14 protein-coding genes and 3 tRNA genes are annotated in these 25905 nt (G+C 72.3%); 11 read left to right on the top strand and 6 right to left on the bottom strand.

Annotated elements, in window-relative coordinates; genetic code table 11:
- Nucleotides 1-59 precede the first annotated feature (59 nt).
- Nucleotides 60-3689, bottom strand: a complete 3630-nt coding sequence (locus tag ABZT74_RS20070; RefSeq protein ID WP_356436533.1) for a S8 family serine peptidase — start codon at nt 3687-3689, stop codon at nt 60-62.
- A gap of 961 nt (nt 3690-4650) precedes the next feature.
- Between ABZT74_RS20070 and ABZT74_RS20065 the strand changes: the two genes are divergently transcribed.
- The 7 genes from ABZT74_RS20065 to fxsT all read left to right on the top strand — a co-directional run bounded on the left by ABZT74_RS20065 (nt 4651) and on the right by fxsT (nt 16171).
- The gene (locus ABZT74_RS20065; protein WP_356175178.1) at nt 4651-5688 is read left to right on the top strand and encodes a rod shape-determining protein; all 1038 of its coding nucleotides are present in this window, start codon (nt 4651-4653) and stop codon (nt 5686-5688) included.
- 24 nt (nt 5689-5712) lie between these two features.
- Nucleotides 5713-7335: a GAF domain-containing protein gene (locus tag ABZT74_RS20060; protein WP_356436530.1), complete on the top strand. Its 1623-nt coding sequence runs from the start codon at nt 5713-5715 to the stop codon at nt 7333-7335.
- A 200-nt stretch (nt 7336-7535) separates the two neighbouring features.
- Nucleotides 7536-7718 carry a hypothetical protein gene (locus ABZT74_RS20055; RefSeq protein ID WP_355863655.1) on the top strand — a complete coding sequence of 61 codons (183 nt, stop codon included), beginning with the start codon at nt 7536-7538 and terminating at the stop codon, nt 7716-7718.
- Nucleotides 7719-7860: 142 nt separating this feature from the next.
- The gene (fxsB, locus tag ABZT74_RS20050) at nt 7861-10053 is read left to right on the top strand and encodes a radical SAM/SPASM protein FxsB, inactivated metallohydrolase extension form (RefSeq protein ID WP_356436527.1); all 2193 of its coding nucleotides are present in this window, start codon (nt 7861-7863) and stop codon (nt 10051-10053) included.
- Nucleotides 10046-10819 carry an AAC(3) family N-acetyltransferase gene (locus tag ABZT74_RS20045; protein ID WP_356436524.1) on the top strand — a complete coding sequence of 258 codons (774 nt, stop codon included), beginning with the start codon at nt 10046-10048 and terminating at the stop codon, nt 10817-10819. The genes fxsB and ABZT74_RS20045 overlap by 8 nt, the downstream gene beginning before the upstream one ends.
- A gap of 94 nt (nt 10820-10913) precedes the next feature.
- Nucleotides 10914-12227, top strand: coding sequence for a TIR-like protein FxsC (locus ABZT74_RS20040; protein WP_355863649.1), 1314 nt, complete (start codon nt 10914-10916; stop codon nt 12225-12227).
- Complete coding sequence (gene fxsT / locus ABZT74_RS20035) at nt 12224-16171, top strand: FxSxx-COOH system tetratricopeptide repeat protein (protein ID WP_356436521.1); 3948 nt, start codon at nt 12224-12226, stop codon at nt 16169-16171. The genes ABZT74_RS20040 and fxsT overlap by 4 nt, the downstream gene beginning before the upstream one ends.
- A 166-nt stretch (nt 16172-16337) precedes the next feature.
- On the opposite strand, the gene ABZT74_RS20030 is transcribed toward fxsT, so the two are convergent.
- From ABZT74_RS20030 to ABZT74_RS20015, 4 genes are all read right to left on the bottom strand, one after another.
- Nucleotides 16338-17321 (bottom strand): alpha/beta hydrolase, encoded by a 984-nt coding sequence (locus ABZT74_RS20030; protein WP_356436518.1) that lies wholly within the window; start codon nt 17319-17321, stop codon nt 16338-16340.
- A gap of 717 nt (nt 17322-18038) precedes the next feature.
- Nucleotides 18039-18115 (bottom strand) — tRNA-Ile (locus ABZT74_RS20025).
- A gap of 166 nt (nt 18116-18281) precedes the next feature.
- Nucleotides 18282-18354: transfer RNA gene (locus ABZT74_RS20020), tRNA-Asn, on the bottom strand.
- A 5-nt stretch (nt 18355-18359) separates the two neighbouring features.
- A tRNA-Asn gene (locus tag ABZT74_RS20015) sits at nt 18360-18432 on the bottom strand.
- Nucleotides 18433-18576: 144 nt separating this feature from the next.
- On the opposite strand from ABZT74_RS20015, the gene ABZT74_RS20010 reads away from it, so the two are divergent.
- The 4 genes from ABZT74_RS20010 to ABZT74_RS19995 all read left to right on the top strand — a co-directional run bounded on the left by ABZT74_RS20010 (nt 18577) and on the right by ABZT74_RS19995 (nt 24281).
- Nucleotides 18577-18882: a YtxH domain-containing protein gene (locus ABZT74_RS20010; protein ID WP_164370735.1), complete on the top strand. Its 306-nt coding sequence runs from the start codon at nt 18577-18579 to the stop codon at nt 18880-18882.
- Between the two features lie 97 nt (nt 18883-18979).
- Nucleotides 18980-20434 carry an FGGY family carbohydrate kinase gene (locus tag ABZT74_RS20005; protein ID WP_356175157.1) on the top strand — a complete coding sequence of 485 codons (1455 nt, stop codon included), beginning with the start codon at nt 18980-18982 and terminating at the stop codon, nt 20432-20434.
- A gap of 185 nt (nt 20435-20619) precedes the next feature.
- The gene (locus ABZT74_RS20000) at nt 20620-22353 is read left to right on the top strand and encodes an ABC transporter ATP-binding protein (protein WP_356175154.1); all 1734 of its coding nucleotides are present in this window, start codon (nt 20620-20622) and stop codon (nt 22351-22353) included.
- A complete protein-coding gene (locus ABZT74_RS19995) occupies nt 22353-24281 on the top strand; it encodes an ABC transporter ATP-binding protein (RefSeq protein ID WP_356175152.1) in 1929 nt (642 codons plus the stop codon). Before ABZT74_RS20000 ends, ABZT74_RS19995 begins: the two co-directional genes overlap by 1 nt.
- A 172-nt stretch (nt 24282-24453) precedes the next feature.
- On the opposite strand, the gene ABZT74_RS19990 is transcribed toward ABZT74_RS19995, so the two are convergent.
- A complete protein-coding gene (locus ABZT74_RS19990; protein WP_355863636.1) occupies nt 24454-25734 on the bottom strand; it encodes an RNA polymerase sigma factor in 1281 nt (426 codons plus the stop codon).
- Nucleotides 25735-25905: the final 171 nt, after the last annotated feature.

Raw genomic sequence — 25905 nt, 5'->3', positions numbered from 1 at the left:
TGCCCGGGGGCCGGGCGGGCCCCCCGCGGGGGGGGGGGGGCCCCCCCCACGGCGGCCGGTCACCTCACGCCCACCGCCCGGATGATCTCCTGGGTGACCGTGCCGCCCTGGTCGTCCCGTGCGGAGGCCCGCAGGGAGATGAAGCCGGCGTCGCGCGGCACCGCCAACAGGCCCTTCCAGGAGGCGTGGTGGCCGAGGAGCGGAACCTTCTTCCAGGTCTTCCCGTCGTCGTAGGACACCTCCAGCTTTCCGCCGCCGATGGTGCCGGTGTCCGGGGCGCCCTTCACGTACTCGGCGGAGAGGCCCACCGGGACGAGGCCGTGCCGGACGTCGCCCGTGAGGTCGGTGCCGACGTCGAAGCCGAGGTTGAGGAGCGGAAGGAAGGTGGAGCGGTCCTCGGGGGTGGCCGCCGACCGGACGGTCCACTCGGTGTGGCCCTTGGTGGAGAGCTTCCAGCGCTCGGGGTCGAGGGCGGTGTCCGTGACGACCTTGTAGGTGTGCTCGTCGGCGGGCGCGTCCCACACGTAGGCGGCGGAGCTCGGGCCCCGGTCGACGAGGACGTCGTCCTGGTACACCGAGGTGGTCTGGGTCATTCCTGACTCCTCGCTCCACACGTCGCCGAAGCCGGTGTGGTCGGGCCCGGAGTCGCCCCAGCCGGGGGTGTTGAACTGGATCTGGTTGCCGTTGCGCTGCTGGCCCCAGCCGAGCCCGGTGCCGAGCCACGGGTGCCAGACCGGCTTGAACCAGTCGAGGGTCTCGTGACTGCCGCCCTGGTAGGGGACCAGGCCGCTGCGCTCCTCCAGCGTGCCCTCGCCGACGTACGCGGACTCCGTCCAGGTCTGGCCGGGGCCGGTGGAGACGTAGTCGGTGCGCTCGGCCGGGTAGTCGACGCGTTCCTGGAATCCGATGCCGATCGGGAACGGACGGGCGATCGAGTAGCGGAACTCGCTGCCGGAGACGGGCTTCACGGCGTGGAACCTGGTGTCGAGGACGGCCAGTTCACGTCGGGTGGGCTCGTACGTCAGGCTCCGGTCCGGGACCGCGTCCTCGTAGCCGTGCGAAAGGTCGTACACGTAGGGCGTGTTGCGGGTGCCGGTCATCTCGACGGTCCGGGAGGAGCGGAGCTTCGCCGCGTCCGCGGTGTTCACGGTGGCGATCTGGAGCGGCCGGTCCGTGTAGTCGTCGGTACCGAACCAGGTGTTCAGGCGTCCTGCCGTGGCGTCGGTGACGAACAGCGCCTTGACGCCAGCGTCCTGGGCCGCCTGGGCGAGCGCGGCCGGCTCGACGCCGTCGGTGAGGGTGGCCAGGACGGCCTTGCCGCGCACCCCGGTGAACGGTCCGTGGCCGACGTCGACGAGGGGCAGCCTGCTGCGGCCCTCGGTCAGGGTGCCGCCGGGCTGGGCGAGCGCGTCGGCGACACCCTTCACCTCCAGGAGGGGCTTCCCGAGGCGCCACACGGTGCGGTAGTCGAAGCTGCCCTCGGTGACCTCGGGGGTCGGCGCCGCGAAGATGCTGTCGTACTTGACCGGCACCTGGACCGCGCCGAACAGGTCGGAGCCGCCGGCGTTCCGGTCGTACTCCATCAGGAGCTGGCGGGTCTCGGTGCGCTGGTCGACCTTGGCCGAGATCTCCCGCAACGTCCGTCCGTCGAGGGTGACTTCGCGGTCCCGGTCGAGGGTGATCTGGGGTGCGGCGAGGAAGCCGAGGCCGAGCGAGTCGGCGCCGTGGCCGCCGCGCACGTCGAGGAAGGACGTCAGGCCGTACGTGCCCGGCAGGAGCCGGAGCTTCACGGTGCCGGACTCCCCGACGGACGCCGGGTAGGGGTCGGTGCCCGCGGCGAACCGCTGGACCGCGAGGTCGGCGGCGGCCGGTCTGCCGTCCCGGTCCTTCACGTGGACGGTGAGCGTGTACCGCTCCTCCTCCTTGACCATCCCGAACGCGGTGTGGGCGACCGGGGTGCCGTCCGCCGAGGCGACGATCTGCCCCGAGGTGTCGCCGACCGGGGCCTTCGACGCGTCGCCGGTGACCGTGGTGGAGGCGGTGCCGTGCGCGGGCACGGTGAGCGTGGTGTCGGCGAGGGTGGCGACACCCTCGCCGGCCCCCTCCGCGGCGAGCGTCAACCGCACCGCCGCGTCGGAGGAGTTGGTGTACGTCACGGTCTTCGTGACGGGCTTGTCGTCCTCGTAGGGCCAGCCGTGGAAGCCGAGGTCGGCGCTGCCGGTGGCGGTGATCCTCGCTCCGGTCGCGTCCGGGACGCTGACCCGGCCCGCGCCCAGCTGGTAGACGGGGGCGTCGAGCCGCTTCGACGTCGACATCAGCGCGTCCTTGAGCTGCGCGCCGGTCCAGTCGGGGTGCTTCTGCGCCAGCAGCGCGGCCACGCCCGCGACGTGCGGGGTCGCCATCGACGTACCGCTCATCGTCGTGTAGGGGCCACTGCCGTCGACGAGCGTCGAGCGGGCGGCGAGGATGTCGACGCCGGGCGCGGACAGGTCGGGCTTGAGGGCGTTGTCGCCGTAGCGCGGTCCGGCGCTGGTGAAGTAGGCGGCCTCGTCGGTGGAGTCGACGGCACCGATGGTCAGCGCGGAGTCGGCGGCGCCCGGCGAGCCGATCGAGGAGCGGGCGCCGGTGTTTCCGGCGGCGATGACGAAGAGGGCGCCGGTCTCCTTCGAGAGGCTGTCGACGGCCAGGGCCATCGGGTCGGTGCCGTCACTGGGCTCGGTGGAGCCGAGGCTCATCGAGATCACCTTGGCGTGCACGTCGCGGGCGGCCCACTCCATGCCGGCGATGATCTGCGAGTCGCTGCCCGAGCCCTCGTCGCTGAGCACCTTGCCGACGGCGAGCGTGGCGTCCGGCGCGACCCCCTTCTCCTTGCCGTCGGAGGCGGCACCGCTGCCGCCGACGGTGGAGGTGACGTGCGTGCCGTGCCCGTTGCGGTCGGCGACCTCCTGCCCGTCGATGAAGCTCCTGGTCTGCGAGACGCGGCCGGCCAGGTCGGGGTGGCCTGTGTCGACACCGGTGTCGAGGACGGCGACGGTCACGCCCTTGCCGGTGAGACCGGCCTCCCACGCCTCGGGGGTGCCGATCTGCGCGTTGCTCTCGGCCATGTCGGCCTTGACGCGCCCGTCGAGCCACACCTTGCCGATGCCGTCCTGACGGGTCACCGCCTTCCAGAACGTCCGGCCTTTGTCCGCGTCGACGGCGGCACCGCGGATGCTCGGCAGCGCCCGGGTCCGCTCGGCGCCGGCCGGGATCGCGGCACGCGCCGTCCTGTCGTAGGTGACGATCAGCGGCAGCTCGTGCGTCTTGCGGTCGGTGAGTCCCTGACGTATCAGCTCACTCACGTCGAACAGTCGCCGGTCGAGGGTGCCCGCCCGCAGATACGGCAGCGCCTCGTCGGGTACGACCGTCACGGCACCGTCGGCCACCTGCGTGCGCACCGCTCCGGTGGCGCCCCGGGGCCGCATCACGGACACCGTCTTCGTGCCGCCGCCGACCTCGGTGACGGTCACCTTGTCACCGGTCACGAGGGTGACGGTGTGTGCCGCGGACGCGGTCCGCGCCGATGCCGGGGCGCCGGTGTCGCCGGTTCCGGCGGCGTCGAGCGCGCCGGCCCGCCCCATGGGCAGCAGGGCGAGCACGAGCCCGGCCGACAGCAGCGCCGCCGGACGTCTCGCTGGTCCTCTGGTCATTGGTGCCCTCTCCTCATCGCCGTACCGCGCCGGACGGGGGTGGTGCCCGGGGCTTGCGAAGAGTGTCGGGGGGCTTGTGTTGCGGGGGTGTTGACGGGACCTGGCGGCTTCCCGCCCTGGCAGCTTCCCGCCAGGGCGGGGGCGGGGACAGGGCGGTAGGAGCCACCGAAACCGGGACAGGTCGCGTGCGATCCGCGACACACAGCCCGACCGGCCGTCGCGGACCGCACGCTCACCGGCGGCCACCGGCGGCCGGTCGGCACCGCGGTCGTCGGCAGGCAGTCGCCACCGCGGCCACCGACAGGCAGTCGCCACCGCGGCCACCGACAGGCAGTCGGCACCGCGGTCATCGGCGGGCGGTCGGCACCGCGCTCACCCTTGGGCGGTCGGCACCGCGCTCACCGGCAGGCGGTCGGCACCGCGGCCATCGACAGGCAGTCGCCACCGCGCTCACCGGCAGGCAGTCGCCACCGCGGCCATCGACAGGCAGTCGGCACCGCGGTCGCCGGCAGGCAGTCGCCACCGCGGCCACCGACAGGCAGTCGCCACCGCGGCCACCGACAGGCAGTCGGCGCCGCAGTCGCCGGCGGGCGGTCAGCGCCGCAGTCATCGACAGGCGGTTGGGGGTGAGGCCGTCTGTGGGCGGTCACGGATGACGCGGTCGTCGGCGGGCGGTCGCGGGCGGCGCGGTGACCGTCGCCCGTCCGCTGACGGCCCGTCACCCTCGCCTGGTGTCCGGGCCGCCGCACGCCCCGGATTCCGGACCGCCACGGGACGCGGTCGCCTGCCCGCGCGGTCGCCCGCCCTCCGCGGGGCCCTGATGCGCCGGAAGACCACCCGTCCAGCGGCACCCCGCCCGGCCCCCCACAAAGGGCGGCACCCGCCCCGCGCGCCGAGGATGCGAGAGAGGACCGCCGCCCGGCGGAGCCCCGCACGGTCTGCGCTCTCGGGAGGACCCGCCATGACCGCCAGCCTGGAGCAGTTGCGCCGCTGCCATTTCGCCGTCGACCTCGGCGCCGCGAGGACCCGTGTGTACGTGAAGGGCGCGGGTCTGGTCGTCGACCAGCCGAGCGTCGCGGCGATCAACACGAAGACGGGCGCGCTGATCGCGGTCGGCGAGTTCGCCGAGAAGATGACGGGCCGTACACCCGACTACATCCGGGTCGTGCGTCCCGTGTCCGGCGGCACCGTCGTGGACATCGACATGGCGCAGCGGATGCTGCGTCACCTGCTCGGCGACAAGGTCCGCCGCGCGCTGCGCCGCAAGCCCCGGCTGCGGGCCGCCGCCTGCACCCCGCACGACGCGGACCCGCTGGCGCAGCGCGCCGCGATCGAGACGCTGGTCGGGCTGGGGGCGCGCCGGGTCGAGCTGGTGGACACGCTGATCGCCGCCGCGGTCGGCTGCGGACTGCCCGTCGAGCGGCCCGAGGCCACCATGATCATGGTGTGCGGGGCGGCAGCGACCCAGCTCGCCGTGCTGTCGCTGGGCTCGATCGTGACGGCCATCCGCGTCCCGGTCGGCGGCGAGGCCGTCGACCACGCGATCGTCCAGCACCTGCGCCACCAGCACGAGTTGATGCTGCCGAGCCAGGCCGTACGGCCCCTGCAGCTCGCGCTCTCCGGCAACGGCCTCACCCCGCACGGCCCGGCCCTCACCGAGATCCACGGCCGGGACGTCGCGACCGGGCTGGCCCGTTCCGTGCAGGTCGACACCGCCGCCGTGCGCAACGCGATCCAGACCCCGCTGACCGCCGTGCTCGACGGCATCGGCAAGGTGCTCCGCACCTGCCCGCCCGACCTGGTGGCCGACCTCGCCGACCGCGGGATCATGATGGTCGGCGGCAGCGCGCTGCTCCCCGGTCTCGACCAGATGCTGCGGCACGCGACGGGCATGCCCGTGCACATCGCGGAACGGCCCGACGTGTGCGCGGTCCAGGGGCTCGGCTACATGCTGGAGGGCAAGATCGAGCCGCTGATCCTGGACCCGCTGGCCGGCTGACGCCCCGGCGCCCGGGGGTCTCGGATGACCGGTCCCGCACCCGTACCCGGCCGCAGGCCCGATCCCGTCCCCGGGCTCCCGCCCCTCCTCGAAGCGGTCCTGCGCGTCGGCACCGACCTCGAACTGCGGGCCACGCTCCAGCGGATCGTGGACGCGGCGGCGGAACTGACCGGCGCCCGGTCCGCGGCCCTGGGCACGAAGGATCCGGGCCGGGACGGCCTGGTACCCATCCGCAGGACGGTGACCGACCCGCGCACACCGGTTCCCGGCACGGGCACCGGCGGCGAGCGCGACGACCACCGCCACGGCGGCGGCTGTGAAGGGACCGGGGCTGCCACCGGTCCCGAGGCCGGCGCCGAGACGCACCCCGCTCCCGGGATCTGCCTGGACGTCCCCATCCGGGTCGGTGACGAGGTGTTCGGGAACCTGCGTCTCGCGGACAGGCCGGGCGGCCCCTTCACCCCGGAGGACGAGCAGGTGGTGCGGCTGCTCGCCACGCAGGCGGGGATCGCCATCGCCAACGCCCGGCTGTACGAGACGGCGCGGCAGCGGGAGCGCTGGATCGAGGGAGCCGCCGCCGTCACCACGGCCCTGCTCACCGGGGAGAGCGCGGACGACGCCCTGCTGACGGTCGCCGAGCGGGCCAGGCTGCTCGCGGGCGCGGCGGCGGGCGTGATCCTCCAGCCCACACCGGAGGGCGGCATGGAGATCGTGGCCGCCTCCACCCATCAGGACCCGGACGGCATCGTCGGCACCACCATCGCTCCCGGCAGCCCCGTCCTCGAACAACTCCTCGGCGGAGAGCCGGTGTTCATCGACGACTCGGCGACCGACCCGCGGATGACGACGCCGGTGCGGTCCCGGTTCGGGCCGAGCATGATGCTGCCCCTGCAGACCGAGGGCCGACTCATCGGGACGCTGGCCCTGCCGCGCGCGCGGGGCGACCGCCCGTACACCCGGGTCGAACGCCTGCTGGCCACCCAGTTCGCCTCGCAGGCCGCGCTCGCCCTCGTCCTCGCCGGTGCCCGGCACAGCCGGGAGCGCCTCGCGGTCTACGAGGACCGCGACCGCATCGCCCGCGACCTGCACGACCTGGTCGTCCAACGCCTGTTCGCGACCGGCATGATGCTGGAGTCCACGCTGCGCCGGAGCCGGGCCGAGGGAGCCGGCGGAGCGACGGAGGGCGAGGGAGCGGGGGCGGAGGAACCGGGGGGCGGTGGCGGCGCGGAGGTGCGGGCGACGCTCGGCCACGCCGTCGACGAGCTGCAGTCCACCATCCAGGAGGTCCGCACCGCGATCTTCGCCCTTCAGCAGCCGCCCGCCGACGCGCCGACCACGTTCCGTGGCAAGGTGCTGCGCGAGACGGCGGGCGCGGGCGCCCTGCTCGGTTTCCAGCCGTCCGCCCGGTTCACCGGGCCCGTAGAGGACCGGGTTCCGGAGCCCGTCGCCGGGCATCTCGTCGCCGCCCTGCGCCGCGCGCTGGCGGTCGCCTCACGGCGTGCCGGGGTCTCCCGGATCGAGGTCGCCGTCGACGCCACGGCCGTACTGCCGGACGGCCGTCCCGCCGTACGGCTCACCGTCCGGGACGACTCCCCGGCGCCCGTAGACGGCACGGACACCTTGTTCACCTGGCAGTCACCGCTGTGAGGACCCGGCACCCGCCGAACTGACGTCTCCCTCACCGGACCCCGTTCCGACGCGTTCACGGGATTCATCCGGCCGGCCGCGCTCGCATTGCGTAAAGCGCCGCTCGCGACTAAGTCTGAAATCGAAGGAAGTGCAGGTTGCGCGATAGATCCGACTGGTACTCTCCGCCCGATAGCAGCCCATCAAGCGAAAGTCCTCACATGAACCTTCCGGTGACGCAGGCGACGCACCGCTCCGCCGCCCCCAGGCCCATGCGCCGGCCGCACACCCCGCTGTCGGCGATCGACCCGCTCGGGACCGCCGCCGTGAGGTCCGCCGGACGAGTGACGGACATCCCCGGGCGCCGCCCGGCCAGGCCGATCACCTTCGACTCGGCCCTCTAGGCACCCCCACCGCTTTCGTACGGGCGCATCCGGCCCACCCCGCCGGGTGCGCCCGTCCGCGCGCCCCGGAACCCCCAACATCCCTTGTGGATCAAGGAGTTCGCGGTACAGGGGGCGCGTCCCCGGTATTACCCTTCACCGGGTGAAGCTCCAGCAACTCGTCCTCAAGATCCACAGCCGGTGCGACCTGGCCTGTGATCACTGTTATGTGTACGAGCATGCCGATCAGAGCTGGAAAAGCCGGCCCACCTTCATTACCGAAGAAACTCTCGGAAAAGTGGCCCGGAGATTCGCGGACTATGCCAGGGAAGAGAAACTCCCGTCCGTTTCCGTGATCCTTCACGGTGGCGAACCCCTTCTCGTGGGTCCCGTCCGTATGAGAGACATCTGCGCGGAACTCGTCCGCACCATCACCCCGGCGACCGCCCTCGATCTCAGAATTCACACGAACGGCGTGCGGCTGAACACCCGCTATCTCGACGTGTTCAAGGAATTCGACGTCAAGGTCAGCATCTCGCTCGACGGCGACCGCGCCGCGAACGACCGGCACCGGCGCGACCGGCGGGGCCGCAGCAGCCACGACCGGGTGCTGCGCGCGATCGACCTGCTGCGCACGCCCGAGTACCGGCACCTCTACAGCGGCCTGCTGTGCACGGTGGACGTGGCCAACGATCCCGTCGCGGTGCACGACGCGCTGGCCGCCCTGTGCCCGCCCCGTGTCGACTACCTGCTGCCGCACTCCACGTGGGACAGCCCGCCGCCCCGGCCGGACGGCTCCCCCACCGCCTACGCCGACTGGCTGCTGCGGATCTTCGACCGGTGGGACGCACAGGGCCGCACCGTCGGGGTGCGCACCTTCGAGTCGGTCCTGAGCACGCTGCGGGGCGGCCCGCCGCTGACGGAGGCGATGGGTCTCGCGCCGACCGATCTCGCGGTGGTGGAGACCGACGGCAGCTTCGAGCAGGCCGACTCCCTGAAGACGGCGTACGACGGTGCCCCGTCCACCGGCTACGACGTCGACCGGCACACCTTCGCCGAGTTCGCCGGCCACCCCGGGGTGCGCGCCCGGCAGCTGGGCCTCGCGGGCGTCGGCGCGACCTGCCGGCGCTGCCCGGTGATCGAGTCGTGCGGCGGAGGCCTCTACGCGCACCGGTACAGCACCGGGCACGGCTTCGCGAACCCGAGCGTGTTCTGCGCGGACCTGAAGGCCCTCGTGGACGGAGTCGCCGAGCGCATCACCGACCACTCCCTGAACCCCGCCGTCCACGACCGACACGAACTCGCCTACGCGCAGGGCGAACTGGTCCGCACCCTGGTCCCCGTCGTGGCCGCCCGGCACACCGGCGAGCCCGGCTGGGACGCGGTGTGGCGGGCGTTCCTGGCGCTCGACGGCGCCCCGGCGACCGCGCCGTACGTCGACGAGATCCTCGCGCACCCCTATCTGCACACCGCGCTGAACAACTGTCTGCACGGCCGCCTCACCGAACCGGGGCCGCTCGCCCGCGCGATCACCGCCGCGGCCGTCCGCGCCGGCGCCGACCTCACACTCTCCTGGGACGAGCCCACCGCGGACCTGCACCTGCCCACCCTGGGCACCCTCGGCCTCCCCGGGCCGGGCCCCGTCGACGTCTCGGTCACCGCCGGAGAGCTACGGGTACGCACCCGGGCCGGCACCGTCCACTCCCCCGGCGACGGCCGCTCCCCCTGGCGGCCGCTGCACACGGTCCCCGTCGCGGACGGCACCCTGCTGCTCCTGGACGACGCGGACCCGCTCCGCGACTGCTACCCCGTACCGGTCGCCGAGCCGCTGGGCTCCAGCGACCTCGCCATGTTCACCAAGCGGCTGCGCGGGGCCTACGAGCTGCTGGAGGAACGGCGTCCCCTGGAGGCCGAGGGCGTCCACGGGGCGGCGCCGACCACCGTCACCCCCCTCGCCGCCGGCACGGGGGTGCGGCTCGGCGCGCACGGGCTCGGCGCGATCGGCCTGGCCGTGGACTTCGAGCCCGAGGACCTGGTCCGGGAACTGCCGCGCTCCGCACGGCTGGCCCGTCTCAGGGCGCTGCGCGAGACGGCCGACCTGAACGTGCCGGGCAACCGGGCCGGCCGGCTGCTCGACGAGGCGAGCGGCGAGCTGGGCAACGCCGCCTACTGGGCCGGCGGGACGGCCGAGCGGGCCGCCGCCCTGGACCGGGCGGCCCGCGCGCTCGACCTGCTGGCCGCCCGCCCCGCCCACGAACTCACCGCCACCGGAGCGGTGCTGGCGGACGAGCTGCGCGCCGAACTGAAGCAGGCGGCGAGCACGGTCCCGTCCGTACGGGCCGGCGGACATGACTGACTCCGGCCGACTGGGCGACTTATTGGAGGAGTTGGGCATCCCTCGCGGAGGCGTCGTCCTGGCGCACGCCTCCCTGGGCGGCAGCGGTCTGCGGGCCGCCGAGGTACGGGACGCGCTGCTCGACGCCCTCGGACCGGACGGCACCCTCGTCGTGCCCGCGTTCTCGCCGGAGAACTCGTTCACCTCGCGGGCCTACAAGGAGCTCACCGCGGGGATGTCCGAGGAGCGGGAGCGGGCCTTCCGCGCGTCGCGGCCGCCGTTCGACGCCGCGACCACGCCCTGCCCGACGATGGGCGTGCTCGCCGAGTGCGTCCGCACCGCACCGGGCGCCGTGCGCAGCACCCATCCGCACACCTCGCTGGCCGGACTCGGCCCACGGGCGGCCGAGTTGCTGGCCGTCCACGACCCGGACTGCCATCTCGGCGAACGCTCCCCGCTCGGCGCGCTCTACGCGGCGAACGCCCAAATCCTGCTGTTCCGGGTGGGGTTCGAGGTGTGCAGCGCGTTCCACCTCGCCGAGTACCGGCTGCGGCCCGCGCCGCCGCTGCGCTCGTACTCCTGCGTGACCGGCGGGCCCGGCCGCTGGACCTCGTACGAGGACATCACCCTGGACGACGGGGACTTCGGGGCGATCGGGGCGCGGCTGCCGCGTGATCTCCCGGCGGAACGGGAAATGGCGGGGAGAGCGGTGCGGCTCTTCGGGATGCGGGAGGCCGTCGACCTGGCCGGGGTCCAGATGTCTGGATATCGCAAGGGATTGACGTGAAAGAGGCGACCCGCACGGGGCCTCGGTCGGGAAGATTGTGGGTTCCGGCCAGGTGAACATCCCGTAGGGGTCTCATCCACAGGCAGGGGGGCGCGTGGACATACCTGAACGGGCATCGGACAACCGGCCGTACTTCTTCCTGAGTTACGCCCACACACCGGCCTGGGGGCCCGGTGGCGGGGACCCGGACCACTGGGTGCAGGTCCTCTTCACGGACCTGTGCGACCACATCATGGCGCTGACCGACCTTCCCGCGGGGGTGCCCGCCGGGTTCATGGACCGGGAGATGCGTTCGGGGGACGGCTGGCCGGAGAAACTCAGCGAGAACCTCGCCAACTGCCGGGTGTTCGTGCCGCTGTTCTCACCGCGCTACTTCACCAGTGAGAGTTGCGGCCGGGAATGGTTCGCCTTCAACGAACGTATTCTGCGGGCCCGGGCGACCAGCAACGGCGCGGTGCAGGCGATCGTCCCCGCGCTGTGGACGCATATCGACTACGCCCAACTCCCCGATTCCGTACGGCACATCCATGTCGACCACGCCCAGTTCGGGGACCGTTACGCGGCCAACGGCATCTACGGTCTGATCAAACTGAACCGGCTGCGCGACGAGTACGAGGAAACGGTCCTCGGCCTCGCCCAGCGGATCGTGCAGATCGCGCAGGAGTCTCCGCTGCCCTCCAGCAGACCGCGCCCCTACGAGAGCACGCCGAGCGCGTTCAAGCCGCGCGGAGAGGGTCCCCGGCGTATCCACCTGACGGTGGCGGCACCCACCCGGCACAGCATCCCCGAGCACCGGGACGCCCGCCCGTACGGCGAGGACGCCCAGGACTGGAACCCGTACCATTCGGAGTCGACCCGTTCGCTGCCCGCGCTCGCCGAGGAACTCATCCGCTCCCTCGACTACCGGATCACGGTGTCCTCGTTCGACGACGAGACCACCGACGACGACCTGGGCGCGGACGACGCCGAGAAGGCGGGACCGAGCCACCCGGGCATCCTGCTCGTCGACCGCTGGGCACTCACCGACGAGGAACGGGCCCGCAGGCTCAAGGCGTTCGACGCCAGCGCCCGGCCCTGGATCAGCGCGGTCGTCCCGTGGAACCGGACCGACATCCAGTGCCACGGCGAGGAGGGCCGGCATCTGGCGGCCGAACTGGAACGGACCCTGCCGCTGATCCTCGACCGGGGGCGGCGCGCGGACTGCCGGGTCGCCGTCAACGGCGTACCCACGCTGAAGGCCTTCACCGACGTACTCCCTGTCGTCGTCGCGCACGCGACCCGGCAGTACCTCAAGCACGCCGAGGCGCATCCGCCCGCGGGCCCGGCCGTCCGCCGGCCCCGCCTGATGGGCCCCACCCACCCGCCGCTGCCCGAAGGCGGATCCGACCACGGAGGAGAAGAAGCATGACGGCCGTGCAGGACGGACGGATCATCACCTTCTACTCGTACAAGGGAGGCACGGGCCGCACCATGGCCCTGGCCAACACGGCCTGGATCCTCGCCGCCAACGGCAGGCGCGTCCTCGCCGTCGACTGGGACCTGGAGGCCCCCGGCCTGCACCGCTTCTTCCATCCCTTCCTCGACCCCAACGCGCTCGCGGCCACCACCGGCGTCATCGACATCATCAACGAGTACGCGTGGGCCGCGACCACCGGAACCCAGCGCTCCGGCGAATGGCACCGGGACTACGCGCGCGTCGAGCAGCACGCCATCTCCCTGACACCCGAACGCCTCGGACTGCGCTTCCAGGAGGGCGGCTCGCTCGACTTCCTCTCCGCCGGGCGCCAGGACCGCTCGTACTCGGCGAGCGTCTCGTCCTTCGAGTGGGACAACTTCTACGAACGGCTCGGCGGCGGCCTCTTCCTCGACGCCCTGCGCGACGACATGCGGGCCTCCTACGACTACGTGCTCATCGACAGCCGCACCGGGCTCTCCGACAACGCCGACATCTGCACCATCCAGATGCCCGACGTACTGGTGGACTGCTTCACGCTCAGCGACCAGTCCCTCGACGGCGCGGCGGCCGTCGCCCGCAGCGTCGAGGACGGCTACCGCAAGCGGCCGATCCGGGTCCTGCCGGTGCCGATGCGCATCGACGAGGGCGAGAAGGAGAAGGTGGACGCCGGCCGGGCGCTGGCCCGTCTGAAGTTCGACGGACTGCCCAAGGGGCTCGGCGGCGAGGAGATGGCCGGCGAGGAACTGACGGCCTACTGGGGCGCCGTCGAGATTCCGTACCGCCCGTACTACGCCTACGAGGAGACCCTCGCCACCGTCGGCGACGAGAGCGGCATCGCCAACTCGCTGCTGTCCGCGTTCGAACGGCTCACCGCGGTCATCACGGACGGCACCGTGACCGCCCTGCCGCCGGTGCCGGAGCCTGTACGGCTGCGCTGCCGGGACGCGTTCCTCAGGAGGCGTCCGATCTCCACCGCGGCGGACGTGGTGATCGCGTACACGGCGGAGAACCGGGTCTGGGCCGACTGGATCGAGTCGCTCCTCAAGCGGGCCGGCTGCCGGGTCACCCCGCACGACATCGCGTCCGGCCCCGTCGACCGCCCGGACCCGGCGACCCGCACCCTGGTGCTGCTGTCCAAGGCGTTCCGCAAGTCCCGGCACGCCGACCCCCTCTGGCGCGCCCTCATCGACGCCGAGGACGAGACCCCGCACGACGCCGCGCACGGGAGTGTCGTCCCCGTCCGGGTGGACGAGGTGCATCTGCCGCAGTCCTACCTGGACCGCAATCCGGTCGACCTGCACCGGCTCGACGAGGCCCAGTGCGTCAGCGCGCTCCTCGGCGCCCTGGAACTGCCGGGCCGGCCCGTCGAGCCGGGCGCGGCGGGACCCCGGTTCCCGGGCAGCACCCCGGCCATCTGGAGCGCGCCGCAGCGCAACAACACGTTCACCGGCCGCGACGTCATCCTCGACCGGGTCCGCGACCAGCTCGGCGGCGGCATCTCCGTCGTCCTGCCGCAGCCGCAGGCGCTGTACGGACTCGGCGGCGTCGGCAAGACCCAGGTGGCGCTGGAGTACGTGCACCGGTTCATGGCCGACTACGACCTGGTGTGGTGGATCTCCGCCGAGGACCCCGGCAACGTCGTCTCCTCGCTCGCCGAACTCGCGGCCCGCATCGGCGCGCCCAGCGGCGAGGACATCAACCTGGCCAGTCAGGAAGCCGTGCAGATGCTGGCCCGCGGGGCGCCGACCAAGCGGTGGATCCTGATCTTCGACAACGCCGACGACCCGGCCCGCCTCACCCGCTTCTTCCCGGCCGGGGGCGGCGGCCACATCCTCGTCACCTCCCGCAACCAGGCGTGGGCGCAGCAGGGCGCCTCGCTGCCCATCGACGTGTTCCTGCGCGAGGAGAGCGTCGAACACCTCACGCGGCGCGCCTCCGGGCTGACCGTGGAGGAGGCCGACCGGGTCGCGACGGCGGTCGGCGACCTGCCACTGGCCGTCGAGCAGGCGGCCGCCTGGCTGGCGGAGACGGCCACCCCGATCGAGGAGTACCTGCGCCAGCTCGCCGAGCAGACCACCGAGGTCCTGGACCTCAACCAGCCCGCCGACTATCCGCAGACGGTCGCCGCGACCTGGAACATCTCCATCGCCCGGCTGCGCGAACGCTCCCCGGCCTCCGTGCGGCTGCTCCAGCTGTGCGCGTTCCTGGCCGCCGAGCCGATCTCCTCGCATCTGCTCTACAGCAAGGAGATGATCGACGCCCTCAGGCCGTACGACCCGGCGCTGCAGGAGAGTCTGCTGCTCGGCCGGGTGATCCGGGAGATCGGCCGGTTCGCGCTCGCCAAGGTCGACCAGGTCAGCAACAGCATCCAGGTCCACCGGCTGGTGCAGGCCGTGATCCGCTCGCAGCTCACCGAGGAGGAGCAGCGGCAGGCCCGGCACGTGGTGCACACGGTCCTCGCGGGCTGCCGGCCGGACGGCGACGAACCGATCGACGACCCGGAGACCTGGCCGCGCTTCGCGGTCATCTGGCCGCACCTGGCGGCCTCGGACGCCCGCAACTGCACCGACTCCGCGACCCGCCGGCTCCTCATCGACCGCGTCCGCTACCTGTGGAAGCGCGGTGAGTTCCCCGGCGCGCAGGCGCTCGCCGAGGAACTCCTCGCCCACTGGGAGCCGATCCTCGGCGAGGACGACGTCCAGTTCCTGTACCTGCGCTGCCAGCTCGGCAACGTGCTGCGCTCCCAGGGACGGTATGTGGAGGCCCGGGACATCAACACGGCGCTCCTGGAGCGCCAGCAGCGGGTCCTCGGGCCCACCCACCCGCACACGTACGTCACCATGTCGGGCCTCGCGAGCGACCTCGCGGCGCTCGGGGTGTACGAGTCGGCGGTGGAGTTCGCCCGCGAGGCGCACGACGGGTTCCGGCAGATCTTCCACGAGTCGCACCGCCGCACCCTCAGCGCCGCGAACAACCTCGCGCTGGCGCTGCGCATGGTCGGCCGCTACGGCGAGGCCCGCGTCCTCGACCAGGAGACCTTCGACCGCCGCACGGAGGTCCTCGGCCCCGACCATCCGTACACGCTCGCCTCGGCGGCCCGCCTCGGCCGCGACCTGCGCGAGGTCGGCCGCTACGGCGAGTCGGTGTCCCTTCTCTCCCGCGCCTACGACGCCCACAAGCGCATCCTCGGCAAGGACTTCCCGGGCACGCTGAGCTGCGCCAAGTCCCTCGCGGTGTCGCTGCGGCGGGCGGGCGAGTTCGAGGACGCCCGGCGGCTCACGACGGCCACGCGCGCGCAGTACCGGCAGCAGTACGAGGCGCCGACGCCGGACTCGCTGGCCTGCGACCTCAACATGGCGGCGGACCTGTTCGCGGCGGACGAGCGGGAGGCGGCGCGCGAGGTCGCCCGGGAGGCCCTCACGGAGTACATGAAGGTGCCGGGCGAGGCGCACCCGTACACCCAGGCGGCGTTGAACAACCTGGGGATCTTCCACTGGGGCTGCGGCGACGCCGAGGAGGCGGAGAGGGTGTTCCGCAAGGTGCTGCGGCGGATGGGCGAGGTCCTCGGCGAGAAGCACCCGCACACCCTGTTCACCGGCATCAACTACGCCAACGTCCTCGCCGACCAGGGCCGGCTGGCCGAGGCCCGCGAGCTGGAGGAGAAGGCCGTGGTGACCCTGCGTACGGTGCTCGGCCCGCACCACCCGGAGACGCTCGCCATAGTCGCGAACGCGGGCCTGACCCTCGCCGCGCTCGGCCGCAGGGACGAGGCCCGCCGGATGCGCGACGAGGCCCTCACGGAACTGCGCGCGCTGCTCGGTGAGGAGAACGGCATGACCCGCGTGGCCGCGGACGACCGCCGTATCTACCGGGACCTGGAACCCCTGGCGGTGTGAGACCGGGACGGGACGGCACCCGGAGAGGCCGGCCGACGGCTTCTCCGGGCGACCCGACGACGGGCTCGCCCGGCAAGGACGCGGTCCCGTGGGCCGCGCGAGCCGGGGTCCCGTCTCGTGCCGGGGTCCGCTGACCGGCCCGGCGTCGGGAGCGGTGCCCGGACCGTCAGAGAGAGGCGGGAGCCTGCGAGCGCGCCGCGCCGGCCGGCCCCGGCGGGACCTCGGCGTGGGCGTCCGCGCCGGAGGCCACCGCGCGGCCCCGCCTGCTGCCGGGCCACACCGGAGTGTCCGCGAGCAGCCAGGCCAGCACCTTGGGCAGGGCCCGCAGCGCGGCGAAGTGGGCGGCGGTCGGTTCGAGGACGGCGGTGGCCCGGGGAATCCGGGCGGCCATCCACGAGGAGTGCGACGCCGGGGAGAACACGTCCTTCACCCCGTGCCACAGCAGCACCGGCACCCGGATGTCGGCCGGCTCGAAGCCCCAGTTCCCGGTGAGGGCCAGCGCGTCGTCGATCCACCCGTACGGCGAGGTCCGCAGCGCCTCGCGGTAGTTGCGCAGCAGCATCGAGCGGATGGTGTTGTCGGAGACGATCTGCCGGTCGTCGGCGGTGAGTTCGGGCCGGAGATCCTCCAGCAGGCGCACCGGGTCCCGGCGGATGGCGGCGGACCGCGGGATCAGCCGGGCGGTGAAGCGGTCCGGGTCGGTGAACGCGGTCCGGAACTCGTTGACGTTCGACGGTGCCATGCCGGCGAACCAGTCGAGTCCCTCGGCGCCGCGCGGGGCGAGCCCCACGAGTGCGGCGGCCCGCGTCACCCTCTGCGGCATCAGCGCGGCGCAGGCGAGCGCGTGCGGGGCGCCGCCGGACCGGCCGGCCACGGCGAACCGCTCGATGCCCAGGGCGTCCGCGATGGACGTGACGTCCTGCACGACGTCGACGACCCGTCGTCCCGGAAGCCGGTCCGATCCCCCGTACCCGGGGCGGTCGTAGCTGATCAGCCGGGTGCCGCGCTGGTACAGGAACATGGACCGGGGCCGCGGCCCCACCCGGCTGCCGGGCATGCCGTGCAGCAGGAACACGGGGCGTCCCCGCGGATCCCCCGAGATCTCGACGCGCAGCAACCGCCCGTCCGCCGAACGCACATGGTCACGCACAGCGCTCCCCCTCCCTCGGTCCGGACGGACCGGGACAAACGCTGCCGAGTGCCTGCCCGCCCGGATGTACGACGAAACGAGTTCGCAGGTCAACCTGACTGCCAGATCAAGCCACTTGCGGGCGCGCGCGCTCCGGGCGGGAGCGGGAGGGAAGAGGGGGAACGGCCGGGTCAGTACGGCAGGATGCGTCCCGAAGGGGTCCTGCGGTCGATCGGCATCTCGCGCGGCGCGGCGGGCCGGCGGCTGACGCGAATCCGGATCTGACGGTTCATGACCCCTCCTCATGACTGACGATCCCCCGCGTCGTCGCCGACGCGCTTAGACGCATGGTGCCCACGGAGACCCGCTCCTACCCTCCGAGCAGGATGTTCCGTGCGCCGCCCTTCGCGCCGGTGAGGAGCCGGGCCCGGCGCTCGGGAGGGTGCGGGAGGCCCGGGTGGGAAGTGCGGTCGGCGCGAGCCGTCCCGAGGGGGTCCTCCGGTGTCCCGGCGATCAGCGCCGCGGGCCTCTCCGGGAGGGCCTCGGGGCGGTGTGCGTGTACTCCGTCCGAGGGCCGGTCAGGCCGTTCGGGTGAGGGGCGAGTTGGCCGGGGCGGGGGCCTCCGCACGGGCCCTGCGACCGGGGTTCCACGGTCCGGCGGGGCGCCCTCGCGGGCTCTCAACTCGCCTGATCCGCCAGCGAAGTTGCTGGTCGCATCGATTCTTCCCGCGTAGCGTGTGGTGGGGCGGGTGGGACTCGAACCCACGGCCGACGGATTATGAGTCCGCTGCTCTAACCGGCTGAGCTACCGCCCCGTTACGGCGCGCCGCGCACATTTGTGCGCGCCGTCTGCCGCAGCATAGCCGCTCATACGATCTCCTGCTTCGGATGGTCGGCATCGCACGACCATGAGGACTTCGGCGTGCCCCGAGCGGTTCCCCCGGACATGAAAAAGGACCCCTGAGGGGTCCTCTTCCGTTGCTCTCCCGACTGGACTCGAACCAGTAACCTGCCGGTTAACAGCCGGCTGCTCTGCCAATTGAGCTACAGGAGACCGAGCTCCCCCGACTGGACTTGAACCAGTAACCTGCCGATTAACAGTCGGCTGCTCTGCCAATTGAGCTACAGGGGATTGTCTCGTTGCATCGAACGCACCCACCTGGGTATTCGCCAGGGGGCGTGCGCTTGCTGCGACACATACATTAGCGCAAGCAGGGGGGTGCTCCGCCAATCGGTTCCCTCCGACCGATGCCGACGCAAGGGAAGGGTGGCTGTCATGCGCTACAAGCTCACATTCGTCGCCGGACTGGCCCTGGGGTACGTGCTCGGCACGCGCGCCGGGCGAGAGCGGTACGAGCAGCTGAGGAAGTCCGCTCGCCAGGTCTCGCAGAACCCGGCCGTGCGCAACACCGCCGAGACCGCGGCCCAGCAGGGCCGCGCGATCGCGGGCAAGGCGTTCCACACGGTGAGCGAGAAGGTGGGCGACCGCGTCCCCGACTCGGTCACCGACCGGGTCCGCTCGCTGCGGCAGCGGAACACGGGCGGGGCCGGACAGGACGACTGGGGCACCAGCAACACCTGACCGGTACACCCGTGACACCAGGGGATTCCAGGGCCGCGCCGGATCTCGTGCACCCGCCCGGCGCCGCCACCCCCTGTCGTACGGCAGAATTTCCGCCATGGGGATAGTCGCCGGGTTGGACAGTTCGCCCGATTTCACTCGAATCGTCGTCTGCGACGCGGACACGGGCACCGTGCTGCGGCAGGGCTACGCGCCGCATCCGCTCGACGGCACCGAGGGCGGCGGACGTCCTTCCGACGTGGATCCACAGGCCTGGCTGCTGTCCCTGGGCGAGGCCGCCGGCGGCGGCCTGCTCGAAGGCGTGCAGGCCATCGGGGTGTCCGCGCAGCAGAACGGGCTCGTCCCGCTGGACGCGCAGGGCAACACCGTGCGGCCCGCACTGGTCGGCGGTGACAAGCGGGCACAGGTCGCCGCGGCCGATCTCATCGACGCGCTCGGCGGGCGCGAGGCGTGGGCGCAGGCCGTGGGCAGCGTCCCGCAGGCCGCGCAGCCGGTGACCAAGCTCCGCTGGCTGAACAAGACCGAACCCGACGCGGCGCGGCGGACCGCCATGCTGCTGCAGGCCCACGACTGGCTGGTGTGGCAGCTGCTCGGACGGCCGGTGCGCAGGACCACGGACCGGGGCGGCGCCTCCGGGACCGGCTACTGGTCGGCGGCGACCGGCGGATACCGCCCCGACCTCATCGAACTCGCCCTCGGCCACCATGCCGCGCTCCCCGAGGTGCTCGGCCCTTCCGAGGCGGCGGGGACCACGCCCGAAGGGCTGCTGATATCCGCCGGCACCGGCGAGACCATGGCGGCGGCGTTCGGGCTCGGCATCGGGCTCGGCGACGCGGTGGTGTCGCTCGGCGCCTCCGGTTCCGTGATGGCCGTGCACACCGAAGCACTGGTGGACTCCACCGGCATGATCACCTCCCTGGCGGACGCGACCGGCATGCACCTCCCGGTCGTCAGCACGCTCAACGCTGTACGGGCCCTGCGCGGCGCGGCCGAGCTGCTCGGCGTGCCGGACCTGGAGGGCCTGTCCGACCTGGCGATGAAGTCGACGCCGGGCTCGCACGGGCTGGTCCTGCTCCCGTACCTGGAGGGCGAGCGCACGCCGAACCTGCCGCACACGGCGGGGACGCTGGCGGGCCTGCGACGGGAGTCGATGCGGCCCGAGCACCTGGCACGGGCGGCCTTCGAGGGCATGCTGTGCGGTCTCGCGGACGCGCTCGACGTCCTGCGCGGGCGCGGTGTCGACGTCCGCCGGATCTTCCTGCTCGGCCAGGCCGCCGAGCTGCCCGCCGTGCAGGCCGTGGCCCCCGCGCTGTTCGGCGCGCCGGTCGTGGTGCCCCAGCCCGCGGACTACGCGGCACTCGGCGCGGCCCGCCAGGCCGCCTGGGCCCTCGGCGCCTCCCAGGGCACCCTCGACCCGCGGAACCCGCCCGCCTGGCAGGGTCCGGTCGCCCAGGTGCTGGAGCCCGGTGACGAACTCGCCGTGGGCCAGGCCGTACGACAGCAGTACGTGTCCGTACGGGAACAGACGCATCCCGGGGCGTTCCGGGCGTAACGGCGCGCGGCCGGTTCCCCGGAGCCCGACCGGCGTACGTCCGCGGACGGAGCCATGGTCCGTTCTTGGTCCGCACTTGGGTCAATCGGTTGAGGTAACACCGGTGGAGTGTCCGACGATAGGGGGTGGTGCACCATCCAGCGCCCGCCGATCACCCAGCCGTCGACGATCCCGAGAGACCCCGCGTGCTCATACGACTCCTGCGGACCCACCTGAGTCCGTACAAGAAACCCATCGCCCTGCTGGTCCTGCTGCAGTTCCTGCAGACCTGCGCCACGCTCTACCTGCCCACGCTGAACGCGCACATCATCGACAACGGTGTCGTGAAGGGGGACACGGACTACATCCTGTCCTTCGGCGCCCTCATGATCGGCATCTCGCTCGCGCAGGTCGTCTGCAACATCGGGGCCGTCTACTACGGCGCCCGGACGGCGTCCGCGGTCGGCCGGGACGTCCGGGCCGCCGTCTTCGACCGCGTCCAGTCCTTCTCCGCGCGTGAGATGGGTCACTTCGGAGCGCCCTCGCTGATCACCCGCACCACCAATGACGTCCAGCAGGTGCAGATGCTCGCACTGATGACGTTCACCCTTCTGGTGTCGGCCCCGATCATGTGTGTGGGCGGCATCATCCTGGCCCTCGGCCTCGACGTACCGCTGTCCGCGGTGCTCATCGCCGTGGTGCCCACCCTCGGTATCTGCGTCACGCTCATCGTGCGCCGGCTGCGCCCGCTCTTCCGCACCATGCAGGTGCGCCTGGACACCGTGAACCGGGTGCTGCGCGAGCAGATCACCGGCAACCGGGTGATCCGCGCGTTCGTGCGCGACGGCTACGAGAAGGAGCGCTTCAAGGGCGCCAACACTGACCTCACCGAGACGTCGCTGGCCACCGGGCGGATGCTCGCCCTGATGTTCCCGATCGTCATGACGGTGGTGAACGTGTCGTCCATCGCCGTCGTCTGGTTCGGCGCCCACCGCATCGACAGCGGCGGCATGCAGATCGGCGACCTCACCGCGTTCCTCGCCTACCTGATGCAGATCGTCATGTCCGTGATGATGGCGACCTTCATGTTCATGATGGTGCCGCGCGCGGAGGTCTGCGCCGAGCGCATCCAGGAGGTCCTGGGCACCGACAGCAGCGTCGTCCCGCCGGTCGCGCCCGTCCTGGAACTGCGCCGCCACGGCCACCTGGAGCTCCGCGCGGCGGGCTTCCGCTACCCGGGCGCCGAGGAGCCGGTCCTGAAGTCCGTCGACCTCGTGGCGCGCCCCGGGGAGATCACCGCCGTCATCGGCTCGACGGGCAGCGGCAAGTCGACGCTGCTCGGCCTGGTCCCCCGGCTGTTCGACGCCACCGACGGCGAGGTCCTGGTGGACGGCGTCGACGTGGCGACGATCGGCCCGAAGCTGCTGGCCAGAACGGTCGGGATGGTCCCGCAGAAGCCGTACCTGTTCGCCGGGACCGTCGCCACGAACCTGCGCTACGGCAACCCCGACGCGACCGACGAGGAGCTGTGGCACGCCCTGGAGGTCGCGCAGGCCAAGGGCTTCGTCGACCGTCTCGAAGGCGGCCTGGACGCGCCGATCTCCCAGGGAGGCACCAACGTGTCGGGCGGCCAGCGCCAGCGCCTGGCCATCGCCCGCACCCTGGTGCAGCGCCCCGAGATCTACCTCTTCGACGACTCCTTCTCGGCCCTCGACTACGCGACCGACGCGGCACTGCGCGCGGCGCTCGCCGAGGAGACCGCCGAGGCCACCGTGGTGATCGTCGCCCAGCGGGTGTCGACCATCCGGGACGCCGACCGGATCGTGGTCCTCGACGAGGGCCGGGTCGTCGGCACCGGACGGCATCACGAACTGATGGCCGACAACGAGACCTACCGGGAGATCGTCCTCTCCCAGCTGACGGAAGCGGAGGCCGCCTGATGGCCGGGCCGATGGGGCGCATGATGGCCGGGAGCGGCCCGGACCAGCGCTCGATGGAATTCAAGGTGTCGGGCCGCAGGCTCCTCACCCAGTTCAAGCCCGAGCGCGCCACGCTGTACGTGATGCTCGTCGCCGTCGTCTTCAGCGTCGGCCTGTCGGTGGTCGGCCCGAAGATCCTCGGCCGGGCCACCGACCTGGTCTTCGCGGGCATCGTCGGCCGTCAGATGCCGGCCGGCGCCACCAAGGCCGAGTCCCTGGACTCGCTGCGCGCGCACGGCCAGGGCGCCGTCGCCGACATGCTCAAGAGCACGGACTTCACCCCCGGCGAGGGCATCGACTTCCACGCCGTCGGCAGCGTCCTGCTCCTCGCGCTCTGTACGTTCCTGCTGGCCGGCCTGCTGATGGCGGTCGCGACGCGGCTGGTCAACCGGTCCGTCAACAGGACCGTCTTCCGGATGCGCGAGGACCTCCAGGCGAAACTGTCGCGGCTGCCGCTGTCGTACTTCGACAAGCGCCAGCGCGGTGAGGTCCTCAGCCGGGCCACGAACGACATGGACAACATCCAGCAGACCCTCCAGCAGTCGATGGGCCAGCTCGTCAACTCGCTGCTGACCATCGTGGGGGTCCTCGCGATGATGTTCTGGGTGTCGCCGCTGCTCGCGCTCGTCGCCCTGGTCACGGTGCCGCTGTCCTTCGTCGTCGCCACCCGGATCGGCAAGCGCTCGCAGCCGCACTTCGTGCAGCAGTGGCGCACCACCGGCAAGCTCAACGCCCACATCGAGGAGATGTACACCGGCCACAACCTGGTGAAGGTGTTCGGGCGGGCCGACGAGTCGGCCGCGCAGTTCGCCGAGCAGAACGAGAAGCTCTACGAGGCAGGGTTCAAGGCCCAGTTCAACAGCGGGATCATGCAGCCGCTGATGATGTTCGTGTCGAACCTGAACTACGTGCTGGTCGCGGTGGTCGGCGGGCTGCGCGTCGCCTCCGGCACGCTGTCGATCGGTGACGTGCAGGCCTTCGTCCAGTACTCCCGCCAGTTCTCGATGCCGCTGACGCAGGTCGCGTCGATGGCGAACCTGGTGCAGTCGGGTGTGGCGTCGGCGGAGCGGGTCTTCGAGATCCTCGACGCGGACGAGCAGGAGGCTGACCCGGCGGTGTCGGCCGGCCCCGCCGAACTGCGCGGGCGCGTGGCGCTGGAGCACGTGTCGTTCCGCTACGACCCGGAGAAGCCGCTCATCGAGGACCTCTCGCTGACGGTGGACCCCGGCCAGACGGTCGCCATCGTCGGCCCGACCGGGGCCGGCAAGACCACCCTGGTGAACCTGCTGATGCGCTTCTACGACGTCACGGGCGGCCGCATCACCCTCGACGGGGTCGACGTGGCGTCCATCTCCCGTGACGAACTGCGGGCCGCCATCGGCATGGTCCTCCAGGACACCTGGCTGTTCGGGGGCACGATCGCCGACAACATCGCGTACGGCGCCGCGCGGGAGGTCACCCGCGGGGAGATCGAGGAGGCGGCGCGCGCCGCGCACGCCGACCGGTTCGTCCGTACGCTGCCCGACGGCTACGACACCGTGATCGACGACGAGGGATCGGGCGTCAGCGCGGGCGAGAAGCAGCTGATCACCATCGCCCGGGCGTTCCTGTCGGACCCGGTCATCCTGGTGCTCGACGAGGCGACCAGCTCCGTGGACACCCGGACCGAGGTGCTGATCCAGAAGGCGATGGCGAAGCTGGCGCACGGCCGGACGTCGTTCGTGATCGCCCACCGCCTGTCGACGATCCGGGACGCCGACACGATCCTCGTCATGGAGGACGGCGCGATCGTCGAGCAGGGCGCGCACGCGGAGCTCCTGGAGTCCGGCGGCGCCTACGCCCGCCTCTACCAGGCCCAGTTCGCCCAGGCGGTCGCCGAGGTCGACTAGAGCACGGCCTCCCCCCTGGACCCCCTTCCGCCGGTTCTCACCCTTCCGGCGAGAAGTCCGGCCCCTCGGTCGTCGAGGAGCGGGGGTCCGGGGGCGGAGCCCCCGGACCCGGGACGGGCGGGGGCACGGGGGCGGGAGCCGCACCCCTGCGGAATCCCCCTCGGCGTCGTGCTCAGTCCAGATACCCGCGCAGTTGGTCCGCGAAGGCGTGGTCCCGCAGCTTGTTCAGGGTCTTGGACTCGATCTGCCGGATGCGCTCGCGGGTGACGCCGAAGATGCGGCCTATCTCCTCCAGGGTCCGCGGACGCCCGTCCGCCAGCCCGTACCGCAGCTGCACGACCTTCCGCTCCCGCTCCCCGAGCGTCGACAGCACCGCCTCCAGGTGCTGCCTGAGCAGCAGGAACGCGGCGGACTCGACCGGTGAGGCCGCGTCACCGTCCTCGATGAGGTCCCCGAGGGCGACGTCGTCCTCCTCCCCCACGGGCGCGTGCAGGGACACCGGCTCCTGGGCCAGCCGCAGGACCTCGCTGACCCGCTCGCCGGTCAGGTCGAGATGGGCGGCGACCTCTTCGGGACTGGGTTCGTAGCCGCGCTCCTGGAGCATCCGCCGCTGCACGCGGACCACCCGGTTGATCAGCTCGACCACGTGCACGGGGACGCGGATGGTGCGCGCCTGGTCGGCGAGGGCGCGGGACATGGCCTGCCGGATCCACCAGGTGGCGTACGTCGAGAACTTGTAGCCGCGGGCGTAGTCGAACTTCTCGACTGCCCTGATGAGCCCGAGATTGCCCTCCTGGACCAGGTCGAGCATGGTCAGCCCACGCCCCACGTACCGCTTGGCCACCGAGACCACGAGCCGCAGGTTCGCCTCGATGAGCCGGCGCTTGGCCATCCGGCCCATGACGACGATCTTGTCCAGGTCGAGGGCGAGCTGGCTGTCCAGGTCCGGGGTGAGACGCAGCTTCTCCTCCGCGAAGAGCCCGGCCTCGACGCGACGGGCGAGCTCGACCTCCTCGGCCGCGGTGAGCAGCGGGATCCGCCCGATCTCGCGCAGATACTGCCGGAACAGGTCCGACGAGGGGCCGCCGGTGTCGGCGGCGCGGCCCCGCGGCACCTCGGCGGGTTCCTCGGCCTCGGTCTCCACTTCCGCCTCTGCCCCGGGTGTCTGCGGCGGGCCGTCCGGGTCGGCCTCGGGGTGGTGCGCGGCACGGCTCTGCGCGGGTACCGCCCCGACCGCGTCGGCGTCCGTGACGGTGGTGTTGTCGGTCTCGGCGAGGGTCTGGGTCTGCACGGGGGCGACCTCCAGGAATGTCGCTGCTGAGTCGTGCGGCAGCGGTACGTCCGGGATGGGCTCGACGGCCTCGCCGCTGTCCATCCCATAGTCGTTTGGCGGAACCGCGGGAAAAGGGAACCCGTCGCGTACGGGTCGGCCGCGCTCCGAGGACTCAGGCACCGGAACCCAGTGTGGAGTACGACACATCGCCGCCACGAGGGGCGTGCGGTGACTTTTTGCGTCCGGTCCGTGACCGCCTGGTTACCGTTGTGGACGAGTGCGCAGTTCAGCGGAGCCGCAAGCGGTGGGAGCCGGTCCGGGATTGGCATGTGCCGGGCCCCCGCGAACGCG

The sequence above is a fragment of the Streptomyces sp. NPDC005302 genome, assembly GCF_040607345.1.
Classification (GTDB): domain Bacteria; phylum Actinomycetota; class Actinomycetes; order Streptomycetales; family Streptomycetaceae; genus Streptomyces.
The sequence above is the reverse complement of the archived record's forward strand: the minus strand, read 5'-3'. Positions and strand labels throughout refer to the sequence as shown.